This is a genomic window from Kocuria aegyptia, from assembly GCF_039530085.1.
Lineage (GTDB): Bacteria > Actinomycetota > Actinomycetes > Actinomycetales > Micrococcaceae > Kocuria > Kocuria aegyptia.
In genome coordinates, this window is record NZ_BAAAOA010000003.1 from 40,800 (window position 1) to 51,983 (window position 11,184).

8 protein-coding genes are annotated in these 11,184 nt (G+C 75.5%); 3 read left to right on the plus strand and 5 right to left on the minus strand.

Going from position 1 to position 11,184, the window contains the following annotated elements; all coding sequences use genetic code 11:
- Positions 1–27: 27 nt before the first annotated feature.
- Positions 28–1,614 (minus strand): dolichyl-phosphate-mannose--protein mannosyltransferase, encoded by a 1,587-nt coding sequence (locus ABD220_RS00375; RefSeq protein ID WP_344118800.1) that lies wholly within the window; start codon positions 1,612–1,614, stop codon positions 28–30.
- A gap of 126 nt (positions 1,615–1,740) precedes the next feature.
- Between ABD220_RS00375 and rsmI the strand changes: the two genes are divergently transcribed.
- Entirely contained in the window at positions 1,741–2,646 is a 906-nt protein-coding gene (gene rsmI / locus ABD220_RS00380) for a 16S rRNA (cytidine(1402)-2'-O)-methyltransferase (RefSeq protein WP_344118801.1), read from the plus strand.
- A 185-nt stretch (positions 2,647–2,831) separates the two neighbouring features.
- Positions 2,832–3,674 carry a formate/nitrite transporter family protein gene (locus ABD220_RS00385; protein ID WP_344118802.1) on the plus strand — a complete coding sequence of 281 codons (843 nt, stop codon included), beginning with the start codon at positions 2,832–2,834 and terminating at the stop codon, positions 3,672–3,674.
- Between the two features lie 146 nt (positions 3,675–3,820).
- Here the strand turns inward: ABD220_RS00385 and ABD220_RS00390 are convergent, their stop codons facing one another.
- The 3 genes from ABD220_RS00390 to ABD220_RS00400 form a co-directional block, all read right to left on the minus strand.
- Entirely contained in the window at positions 3,821–6,142 is a 2,322-nt protein-coding gene (locus ABD220_RS00390) for a transglutaminaseTgpA domain-containing protein (protein ID WP_344118804.1), read from the minus strand.
- An 80-nt stretch (positions 6,143–6,222) separates the two neighbouring features.
- Complete coding sequence (locus ABD220_RS00395; protein ID WP_344118806.1) at positions 6,223–7,710, minus strand: DUF58 domain-containing protein; 1,488 nt, start codon at positions 7,708–7,710, stop codon at positions 6,223–6,225.
- Positions 7,707–8,657: an AAA family ATPase gene (locus ABD220_RS00400; protein ID WP_344118808.1), complete on the minus strand. Its 951-nt coding sequence runs from the start codon at positions 8,655–8,657 to the stop codon at positions 7,707–7,709. The genes ABD220_RS00395 and ABD220_RS00400 overlap by 4 nt, the downstream gene beginning before the upstream one ends.
- Positions 8,658–8,816: 159 nt before the next feature.
- On the opposite strand from ABD220_RS00400, the gene ABD220_RS00405 reads away from it, so the two are divergent.
- Positions 8,817–9,830, plus strand: a complete 1,014-nt coding sequence (locus ABD220_RS00405) for a TatD family hydrolase (protein ID WP_344118810.1) — start codon at positions 8,817–8,819, stop codon at positions 9,828–9,830.
- Between the two features lie 307 nt (positions 9,831–10,137).
- On the opposite strand, the gene ABD220_RS00410 is transcribed toward ABD220_RS00405, so the two are convergent.
- Positions 10,138–11,022 carry a DUF559 domain-containing protein gene (locus tag ABD220_RS00410; RefSeq protein ID WP_344118812.1) on the minus strand — a complete coding sequence of 295 codons (885 nt, stop codon included), beginning with the start codon at positions 11,020–11,022 and terminating at the stop codon, positions 10,138–10,140.
- Positions 11,023–11,184: the final 162 nt, after the last annotated feature.

Consider the following 11,184-nt stretch of genomic DNA (forward strand, 5'->3'; position numbering starts at 1 on the left):
CACGGCCGTCCGGCCGGCCGCGACGGCTCAGATCCAGGCGGCGAACCACATCCGCTCCCGCCACTGGGCGTACTCGACCGTCTCCGCGTACCAGACGGGCGCGAAGTGCGCGCTCAGCAGGAGCACTGCGGCCGTGAACACGCCCATCACCGCGAGACCCGCGCGCCGGCGCCGTACGGTGTCCCCGGGCCGGCCCAGGACCAGGCCGAGCATGCCGGCGAGCATGAGCATCAGGACCGGCTGCACGGGCAGCGCGTAGAAGTAGTACATGGTGCGCTCGGGGTACAGGAACCAGGGCAGGTACCCGGCCGCGAACACACCGGTCAGCGCCCCGGAGCGCCAGTCCCGCCGCGCGGCCCACAGCCAGGCGGCCACCAGCACGGCGGCGATCCCCGTCCACCACAGGAGCGGGTTGCCGAGGTTGAGGATCGCCTGCGAGCAGTGCTCCGCCGCGCACCCGGCCGTGCCCCGCTCCGGGGCCTCGTAGAAGTAGGAGGTGGGCCGGCTCAGGGTCAGCCACAGCCACGGCAGGGCCTCGTAGGAGTGGTCGGTGCCCAGTCCGCTGTGGAAGCCGTAGGCGGAGGAGTGGTAGGCCCACAGCGAGCGCAGGGGCGCGGGCAGCCACTGGGGGCCCTCGCCCGGGTGCTGCTGCGCCCAGGTGCGGTCGTAGGCGTCCGTCGAGGCGAACCAGCCCGCCCAGGTGGACACGTAGACCACCAGGCCGGTCCCGACGACCGCGAAGAACGCCGGCACGCCGTCCTTGAGCACCCCGGCGAGCAGCCAGCGTCGCACCCCGGCCACCCGCCGGGCGTTGAGGTCCCACAGCACCGTGAGCACGCCCAGCCCGGCCACCAGGAACAGGCCGCTCCACTTCACCCCCACCGCGAGCCCGCAGGCGATGCCCGCCGCGATCCGCCACCAGCGCACGCCCAGCCACGGCCCCCACTCCAGGCGGCGCCACAGCTGCGCGTCCGGGACGTCCCGGCCCGGGGCCACGCCCAGCCGGGCGGCCAGGCGGCGGCGCCCGTGCTCCCGGTCCAGCAGGAGCAGCACGAACGCGAGCAGGACGAAGAGCATGAGGAACACGTCCAGCATCGCGAGCCGGGACTGCACCAGGTGCAGCCCGTCCACCGCGGTGAACAGCCCCGCCAGCGTGGCCACCGTGACCGAGCGGAAGAGCAGCCACCCGGCGGCGCACACCAGCGCGATGGACAGCGTCCCGGCCAGGGCCGCGGAGAAGCGCCACCCCACGGGGTCCTCGGCGCCGAACAGCCACATGCCCCACGCGATGAGCCACTTCCCGGCCGGCGGGTGCACCACGTAGGAGGGGGTGCTCAGGGCCTCGGGCGGGGTGCCGGCCACGAACAGCTCGTCCGCGCCCTCCGGCCACTGCCGCTCGTAGCCGTGCAGCAGCAGCGAGTAGGAGTCCTTCACGTAGTAGGTCTCGTCGAAGACGATCGCGTCCGGGTGGGAGAGCCGGTGGAAGCGCAGCAGCCCGCCGAGCAGCACCACCAGCAGAGGCGCCAGCCACGCCAGCCGGGCCACCGCCACGGGGGCCGGCAGCAGCCGCTCGCGCAGGGCCGCGGGGGCCAGGGACCGGCGCAGGGTGCTCACCGGTGCGGCCGGCCGAGGCCCCGGGGCCAGGACTGGGGCGCGCACCGAGGAGCTCACGGTGTCATCGTAGGGGACGAGTCCCGGCGCCCGCGGCGGGGGCCGTGGAGCGCGCCGTAGAGTGGAGCCGTGCACACGGAACCCCACGACGACGCCCCCGCCGACGCTCCCGCCGATCCCGCCGGCGGCGCCGGAGCCGCGGGCCAGGTGGTCCTGGCGGGCACCCCGATCGGCAATCTCGGCGACGCCCCGCCTCGGCTGCGGGCGGCGCTCGAGACCGCGGACGTGCTCGCCGTGGAGGACACCCGGCGGCTTCGCCGGCTCACCGCCGGGCTCGGGGTCACCACGCGCGGGCGGGTGCTCACCCACCACGAGCACAACGAGGCGGGACGGGTGGCCGAGCTGCTCGACGCCGTCCGCGCCGGGGGCACCGTGCTCGTCCTCTCCGACGCCGGGATGCCCACCGTCTCCGATCCCGGCTACCGGCTCGCGGAGGCCGCGGCCGCCGAGGGCCTGACCGTCACCGCCATCCCCGGTCCCTCGGCGGTGCTCATGGCGCTGGCCGTGTCGGGGCTGCCCACGGACCGGTTCACGTTCGAGGGCTTCCTGCCGCGGAAGTCCTCGGAGCGGGCCGCCCGGCTGGCCGAGCTCGACGGCGAGCGGCGCACCATGGTCTTCTACGAGGCCCCGCACCGGCTCGAGGTCATGCTCACCGCGCTGCGGGACGCGTTCGGGCCCGGCCGCCGGGCGGTCGTGGCCCGGGAGCTCACCAAGCTGCACGAGGAGGTCGTGCGGGGCTCGCTCACCGAGCTCGTGGACTGGTGCGGGCAGGGGCAGGTGCGCGGGGAGATCGCCGTCGTCGTCGCCGGTGCCCCCGCCCCTGAGGCGGCACGCCCCGAGGACCTGGTGGCCGAGGTCGAGGCGCTCGTGGCCGCCGGGACCCGGCTCAAGGACGCCGCCGGCCGCGTCGCCGAGCGCACGGGCGTGGGCAAGCGCGAGCTCTACGAGACGGTGCTGGCCACCCGCAAGAGCTAGCGGCGGACCGGCCCGGAGGCCGCCTCACAGGTGCGCCGCGCCCCGGTGAGGCCGAGTTGACCGCGGGCACCGGCCAGCGACACGGGACCGAAACACGGCCCCGCCAGACTCGGAGGAGCCGGGGCCCGGGCACATGCCGCGCGGTCCCCGGCGTCCTCCTGTCCGTCCAGCAACGGAGCCATGCCATGTCCTATGTGATGCCCGCCGACTTCGTCACGAAGATGATCGACGCCGGAGCGGCGAAGGCCAACATGTCCACCCGCGACACCCTGATCCGCGCGTTCATGGCCGGCGCCATCCTCGCGCTCGCCGCGGCGTTCGCGGTCACCGTCACCGTGCAGACGGGCCAGCCGCTGCTCGGGGCCGTGCTCTTCCCGGTCGGGTTCTGCCTGCTGTACCTGCTGGGCTTCGACCTCCTGACCGGCGTGTTCACCCTCGTGCCCCTCGCGCTCATCGACCGGCGGCCGGGCGTCACCGTCCACTCGATGCTGCGCAACTGGGCCCTGGTGTTCACCGGCAACTTCGGCGGCGCGTTCGTCGTGGCCGTCCTGATGGCGATCACCTTCACCTACGGCTTCTCCCTGCCCCCGGACGAGGTCGGCCGGCGGATCGGGGAGATCGGAGAGGGCCGGACCGTGGGCTACGCCGAGTTCGGCGCCGCGGGGATGCTGACGCTGTTCGTCCGCGCCGTCCTGTGCAACTGGATGGTCTCCACCGGGGTGGTCGCCGCGATGATGTCCACCAGCGTCTCCGGCAAGGTGATCGCGATGTGGATGCCCATCATGCTGTTCTTCTACATGGGCTTCGAGCACTCGATCGTCAACATGTTCCTGTTCCCCTCCGGGCTGCTGCTCGGCGGCGACTTCTCGGTCATGGACTACCTCGTGTGGAACGAGATCCCCACCGTGCTCGGCAACCTGGTGGGCGGGCTCACCTTCGTGGGCCTGACCCTCTACGCCACCCACGCCCGCACCGGGTCCCCCCGCACCCGCCCGGCCCGGCCGGAGGACCGCGTCCCGGTCGCGTGAGCCGCGGCACCTCGGAGCCGCGGCACCCCGTGGCTCCGTCGCGCCGGGTCCGGCTCCGCTCGCGGTTGCCCCGATCGATCCTAGGGAGCCGCGAGCGGAGCCGGACCCGGCGCTCGGGTCGGCCCGGCGGCGGCGCAGGGCCGCGCTCAGTGGCGGGTCGTCACCGAGCGGGGGAGCCACCGCGCGCGCCGCGCACCGGGTCCGCCGCGCCCGGCGAGACCCGTCCGCAGCGCCGCGACGTCCTCCGGGCCGGCCTCGGGCGACCACGCCGTGCTGCCCGGCGCGTAGAGGGCCCGCTCGACGTCCCGGCCGAGCCGTTCCAGGGGCGCCGCGGCGGCCGGCACCACGGTGCCGAGCCGGTCGACGTAGGCCCGGGGCGTCTCCGCGGCGGCGCGGCCGAGCCCGTGGTCGACACCGAGGTCCTCGACCTCCGCCCACCCCGCCAGGGCCCGCTCGGCCGCCGGGGCCTGCGCGTCGCCCAGCACCCGCATCCGGCGCCGGCGCCGCCGGGACCGCAGGAGCCGGGGGAGGGCTGCCAGCAGGGCCAGCAACGCGGCGGCCAGGACCCCGGCCGCCCAGGGCAGCCACGCGGCCGGGCCGGCGTCCTCCTCGGGCTCCGGCGCGGCCGGGGCCTCCGGGGTCGGCACGGCCGTCGGCTCGGCGGAGGGCGCGTCCTCGTCGGGGCTGTCCGCCGTGCTCGCCGGGGTGGGCTCGTCCGTCGGCTCGCCGGTCGGCTCCGCGGTGCCCTCGCCCTCCTGCGACTGCCCGTCCCCGTCCTGCGGGCCCTCGGCAGCGTAGCCGGGGAGGGCCCCGGTGCCGGGGGTTGGCTCGAAGCGCACCCACCCGGAGCCCTCGAACCACAGCTCCGGCCACGCGTGCGCGTCCCGGGGCAGCACCGCGAAGGCGCCCGGGCCCGCCGCGTCCCCGAACGGGTCGTCGGCACCCGGCGCGGCACCCGGACCCGTGCCCGGTCCGGCAGCCGGGAGATAGCCGACCGCCACGCGGGCGGGGATGCCGAGCTCCCGGGCCATGACGGCCATCGCCGGGGCGAAGTGCCCGGCGTAGCCCGTGCGCACGGCCAGGAACTCCTCGAGGGAGGCCATGCCACCGGCGTCGTAGCCCTGCTCGAGCGGGGCGTCCACGTCGTAGCGGAACTCGTCCGAGCGCAGCCACTCCTGCAGGGCCAGGGCCTGGTCGAAGGCCGTGGGAGCGTCCCCGGCCCGCTCCCGGGCGGCCTCCCGCAGCGCGGCCGGGGTCTCGCCGGGCAGCTCGCGGAACGGGGCGAGCTCCGGGGAGTCCGGCGCGGCGGGGGCCTCGCGCAGCCGCGCGGACGTGGGCTCGGGCACGATCGAGCGAACCTCGTAGGCGGTGCCCTCCGCCGGGACCTGCTCCCCGTGCACGGTGAGGTCCCGCGGGCTCCAGGCCCAGTCGCCGTTCCCGGGTCCCGTCACGTCCACGGGGGCCCACGGCAGCGGCAGCCAGCGCTCGGACCAGTCCCGCAGCTCCACGGCGGTGCGGCGCTCGGGACCGTCGCCCACCGGGTGCAGCGGGGTGGGGCCGAGGTCGTCGAGCTCGGGGTCCAGCCCGGTGGTGTCCGGGAACCACTCCGCCCCGGAGAAGTCGGCGAGGGTGAGCACCCGCAGCAGCTCGGGCTCGTCCGTGCTCGTCGTGTACTCGAGGCGCGGCAGCTGCTCCGCGGAGCGCAGGTCCTGCCCCACGGCCCGCAGCGGACCCACCCCGGAGGCGCGCTCGCCGGCCGACCCGCTGCCCTGGGGGAACGCGCCGTTGACGAAGCCGGGCACCAGCCCCGGGACCAGCAGCGTCACCGCCAGCACACCGGCACCCACCACGAGGGCCCGCGGCCAGCTGCCCGGCGCCGCGGCGGTGCGGGGCTCCCGCACCGCGCCGAAGCGCCGTCCGCCGCCGAGCAGGACCAGCGCGGCGAGCACGGCGGCCGCCGTCCCGGCCGCGCCCACGCTCCCCGGCAGCACCAGGGCGGGCACCACGAGCAGCGCCAGCACACCGAGGCCGCTGACCCCCGGCAGCCGCAGCGCCACGAGCACGGTGTCCACGAACAGGGTCACGAGACCCGCGGCGAGAGCGGCGACGAACGCGAGCGCCACGGACTCCGGATACGGCGCGGGCCGCTCGGCGGCGATCCCGGCCGCCTCCCGCCACAGCTCCGCGCCGAGGGCCAGGCTCCCGGGCGTGGGGACGAGGCCGAGCAGCGCGGGCCCGCGCAGGAACAGCACCGTGAGCGCGAGCACCAGGGCCCCGGCGCCGAACAGGGGTGCCAGCAGGCCCGGCAGCCGCAGCACCCGGGACGTCGTGGTCGCGGCGACCACGGCGAGCGCGGCGAGCAGCGCCCCGGGGACCCACCCCGCGCCGTCGAGGACCCCGGTCAGCGCCACGAGGGACAGCCCGACCGCCACGAGGACCGTGCCGGCCAGACCCAGGACGGTGCCCACCGGGCGGCGGTTCCTCGCGGGAGGCTCCGGCGATCCGGCGGCCTCCTGCGGGGCAGCCGCGGGGGCGCGGACGGCGGCGCTCATCGGAGGGCCCCGGCCGCGCGGGCCCCGCTGCCCAGCTGCGCCCACGCGTCCTCGGGTGCGGCGGACGCGGGCACGACGACGACGGACCAGCCCGCCGCCTCGAGCACTCCCGCCCCGTCCGGGACCGTTGCCGGGGAGGAGGTCACCAGCACCGCGCTGCCCGCGGCCGCCCGCTGCGTGCCGCGCAGGATCCGTTCGGCGGCCGCCGCGGAGAGGTTCCCCGAGACCAGCAGCACGGGGTGGACCAGACCGTCGCGGTCGAACCGGTCGGCCAGCGCATCCGCCACGGTCCCGTCGGCCGCTCCTCCGCGGGCCGATCGGTCCGCGGTCGCCGGTCCGCCCGTCGATCGTTCCTCGGTCGCCGGTCCGCGGGGCGCTGTTCCACGGGTCGCTGGTCCTCGAGTCGCCGGGCCGCCGGTTGCCGTGCCCTGCGGTGCGGGCTCGGGACGGACCCGCGCCAGCCCGTGCCGGGCGTCCTCGGCGTCGTCGTCGGTGAGGGCGGCGGCGCGGGTGCGGGCGGGAGCGGCGTCGTCCTCGTCCTCCCCGCCCCGGGGCAGGGGGCGTCCGAAGGTGTCGAGGGCGTGCAGGGCGGTCTCGCGCTGGGTGAGGTGCTCCAGCACGGCGGCGGTGAAGGACACGGCCCACTCGAACTCGGCGGTGCTCGGGAGCACCCCGGCCCACAGCCGCTCCCCGGGCCAGGAGGTCTCGTCGCTGTCCAGGACCAGGGTGAGGCGGCGGGTGCTGCGGGGGTCCTCCTGCCGGACCATCAGCTGGCCGTGCTTCGCGGAGGCGGCCCAGTGGACCCGGCGCATGGGGTCGCCGTGCCGGTACTCGCGAGTGGTGACGTTGTCGGGGCCCGGTTGCGGCTGCGCCGTCCGGGACGGGTCGGTGCCGGACTCCCGCAGCCGATCGGCGCTGATCTCCGGCAGCTCCACCGGGTCCGGCGCCACGTGCAGGGACGTGCGCTCGGAGGCGTCGAGCAGCTCGGCGGCGAGCCCGAACGGGTCGGCGACCCGCACCGTGGCCGGCCCCAGGGCGTAGACCCCGCGGCGGCGCGGGCGGACGGTGTAGGCGGCGGGCTCCCCACCGGCCTCCACGCTCAGTTCGCGGTCCCCGCCCAGCGGCTCCGGCACCGTCTCGTGCACGGCGACCGCCCCGGTGACCGTGCCGCCGCGCCGGGTCCGGTGCCGCACGCGCAGCCGCACCACGGCGGAGTCCCCGGCCGTCACGAGCGCCGGGTCCACGCCGCGCTTGAGCAGCACCCTCGGCTTGACCACGTACAGGGACAGCGCCGCGAACAGGGGCGCCCCGCCGAGGAACAGGGCCAGCGCCAGCACGTCCTTGCGGCCGAGCCAGGTGGCAAGCAGCAGGCACAGGGCGCCCGCCCCCAGGAAGGCCCAGCCGCGCCCCGTGAACCGGGCGCGGGAGTCCACGGGCTGCTCCGCCCGCTCTCCCTCGGCCGTCCGCTCGGGCCGGCGCCTCATCGGGTCCGGGGGGTGTGCTCGGCCGGGACCCGCACCTCGTCCAGCACCGCCCGCACCAGCTCCTCCGCGGAGTCGGTGCCGGCACGGCGGTCCAGGATCAGGCGGTGGGCGAGCACCGGCACCGCGACCGCCCGCACGTCGTCGGGCAGGACGTACTCGCGCCCGCTCAGGGCGGCCTCCGCGCGGGCCGCGGCCTGCAGCTGCAGCAGCGCCCGGGGGCTGGCCCCCAGCCGGATCTGGGGGTGCGAGCGCGTGGCCTGGCCCAGGGCCACGATGTAGGCGCGCACCGCGTCCGAGACGTGGATGCCGCGCACGTGCGCCACCAAGCGGGCCGCGTCCTCGAGGGAGACCACCGGCTGCAGGCCCTCCAGCGGGGAGACGCCGCCGTGGTCGGTGAGCATCGTCATCTCCGCCGCGGTGTCCGGGTAGCCCATGGAGATCCGCGCCGTGAACCGGTCCCGTTGCGCCTCCGGCAGGGGGAAGGTGCCGTCCATCTCCACGGGGTTCTGCGTGGCCACCACCATGAACGGGGTCGACAGCCGGTAGGTCGTCCCGTCCGCCGTGACCTGTCCCTCCGCCATGCACTCGAGCAGCGCGGACTGGGTCTTGGCCGAGGCCCGGTTGATCTCGTCCCCGATCACCACGTTGGCGAACACCGGGCCGGGCTTGAACTCGAACTCGCGCCGGGCCTGGTCGTAGACGGACACACCCGTGATGTCCGTGGGCAGCAGGTCCGGGGTGAACTGCACGCGCGCGACCGTCCCGCCGATCGCGGTGGCCAGCGTGCGCGCCAGCATGGTCTTGCCCACGCCCGGCACGTCCTCGACCAGCAGGTGCCCGCCGGCCAGCAGCACGCTCAGGGCCGTGCGCGCCGCCTCCGGCTTGCCGTCGATCACCGTGTTGATTCGGTCCAGGATCGCCTGCGTGTACTGGGGGAAGGACTCCATGGGCTCCTCGGCTTCCTGCTCGCGTCTGCAGCTCCCAGTATGTCTGCCCGGGCCCAGCTCGTAGATTGGTCGGTGTCCGCGTGTTTCGCGTCCTGCTGTCCGTCCTGCTCCCCACCCCGATGACCGACCTGTTCCCCGAGACCTCCTGAGGTACCGCCCGTGACCGACCCCAACGCCACCCTCCTCGCCGCCTCCCTGTGGCCGGACCCCGCCGCCCGGCCCGCTCCCGCCCCCGGTGCGGCCCCCGCCGCCTACCAGCCCGAGCGCTACGCCCTGCCGGAGGACGTCCCCGCCGGGGAGGGCACCCGGCGCCGTTCCGCCCAGGACGACGACGGGCGCCGCCGCAACCTCGCCTACCCGCCCGCGCCGGAGCCGCTGCCGCACCCGGTGGCCGACAACCACACCCACCTGGACCTGCAGGACGGCCGGGTCCAGGTCTCGGTCCGGGACGCCGCGGACGCCGCCGCCCTCGCCGGGGTGGGCGGACTGGTGCAGGTCGGCTGCGACGTCCCCTCCTCCCGCTTCGCCGTGGCCGCCGCCCAGGCCGACCCCCGCGTGCTGGCCGCCGTGGCGCTGCACCCCAACGAGGTGCCGGGACTCGCGGCCGCCGGGACCCTCGACGAGGCGCTCGCCGAGATCCGTTCCCTGGGCGAGCACGAGCGGGTCCGGGCCTTCGGCGAGACCGGCCTCGACTACTACCGCACCGAGGGGGAGGGGCGGGAGCACCAGAAGCGGTCCTTCCGGGAGCACATCCGCTTCGCGAAGGACACCGGCAAGGCGCTGCAGATCCACGACCGGGACGCCCACGCCGACGTCGTCGCCGTCCTGCTGGAGGAGGGCGCCCCCGAGCGCACCGTGTTCCACTGCTTCTCCGGGGACGAGGAGCTCGCGCGCACCTGCAACGAGCACGGCTGGTACATGTCCTTCTCCGGGACCGTCACCTTCAAGAACAGCCACGACCTCAAGGCCGCCCTGCGGATCGCCCGCCCGGAGCTGGTGCTCACCGAGACCGACGCGCCGTTCCTCACCCCGCACCCGTACCGGGGCCGGCCCAACGCCAGCTACGTGGTCAACTACACGGTGCGCGGCATGGCGGAGATCCTCGAGCAGGAGCTGGAGCCGCTGTGCGAGCGCCTGTGGACCAACACGGTCGAGGCGTACGGCCCCTTCTGACCCGCATCCGCACCCTTCCCTTCCCGCCCGGCCCCGAGGTCCGGCCGCTCTCCGACGCCGAGTCCCGATGCTGAGGTGCCCGCACGCGCCGAGTCCCCACACCCCGGCGCTCGCACGCGCCGAGTTCCCACACCTTGGTGCCCACGCGCGTCGAGTCCCCACACCTCGGTGCCCTCGCGCGTCAAGTCCCCCATGACGTTCCCGTTTCCCCAAAAGAATCCTGGGGAAACAGAAGCATCTTGGGGACTCGACGGGCCGGCGGCGGGCCGGTGTGGAGCCAGCTGGGGCCCGCGCGGCGCAGCAGGGGTCAGCGGGTGGCGGCCGAGCGGCGCAGCGCGGCCTCGATCCGGTCGACGGTCGCGGCGGGGGTGCGCACGACGTCGTGCCATCCGATCCGGATGACGGTCCACCCCTGTTCTTGGATCTCGACCTCGCGCCGCCTTTCGTTGCGGATCACGGTGGCGGGGGCATCACCGTACTTGCTCTCGCCGTCGAACTCGAGAACCAGCTGGTGCTCGGGCCACGCGAAATCGGCACGATAGTTCCCCGTCCGGCCCACGATCACCCACTGCAGCTCCGGCGCCGGCAGCACGGACTCCGCCAGCATGAGTCGGGTGAGTGTCTCTCCCACGGACTCGGAGCGCGTGTCCATGGCGTCCAGTACGCGTTGAGCTCGGCGCGCGCCGCGACGGCCGGCCCACTCCGGCAGGCGCTCCTCCAGCCGGGCCCGTGTGACACCGAAGAGGTGCGCCTGGTCCGCCAGGACCACGGCGTCGGGGAAGGGCAGCAACCGGGCGCAGTCCAGTAGCTTTCGTTCGCCCGCGGTGGCGCGCAGCCCCTCGACCGTGACGATGTCGGTCTCCGGCAACGGTTCCTGGTGCCTGACGACGCCGGCATACCCGTTGTGGGTTCCTTCTCCCGGCCTGGTGAGCGTGTGCAGGCGGGCCGGGACTCGCCGGAGGTCCAGGCCGTGCACCACGGCGGCCGAGGCGAGACAGAAGATCGGCGGCACGGAAGCGGCCCGGGTGAGCGCCTGATGCCTGAGCAGCGCCTGCTCCTCGGGTCCGAGCCGCAGATAGGCGTCGGAGGTCGTGAAGTAGCCGGGGTGGATCCGGTGGAGCTTTCCATCGCGGAGGCGGCTCCGGATCTCGTGGCCGCTGAGGCCGGTGTCGCGCAGTTGGGCGAGGCTCATGAGGTCGGTCATGACCCGTTGATAGATCCGACGGAGCGCCTGTGTCTGGGCGCCGCCGTGACCGGGGGACAAGACGACGGATCGGACGCGCAGCCCGGAAGTGGGGAGTGGAGATGGTGCCCGCCGAGTCCCCCATCCAGTGGCATTTCCCCAAGAATCGGC

Coding starts and splice junctions, on each gene's coding strand:
- ABD220_RS00395 (WP_344118806.1), bottom strand. CDS start 7,710: ATGAGGCGCCGGCCCGAGCGGACGGCCGAGGGAGAGCGGGCGGAGCAG.
- ABD220_RS00400 (WP_344118808.1), bottom strand. CDS start 8,657: ATGGAGTCCTTCCCCCAGTACACGCAGGCGATCCTGGACCGAATCAAC.
- ABD220_RS00410 (WP_344118812.1), bottom strand. CDS start 11,022: ATGAGCCTCGCCCAACTGCGCGACACCGGCCTCAGCGGCCACGAGATC.
- ABD220_RS00385 (WP_344118802.1), top strand. CDS start 2,832: ATGTCCTATGTGATGCCCGCCGACTTCGTCACGAAGATGATCGACGCC.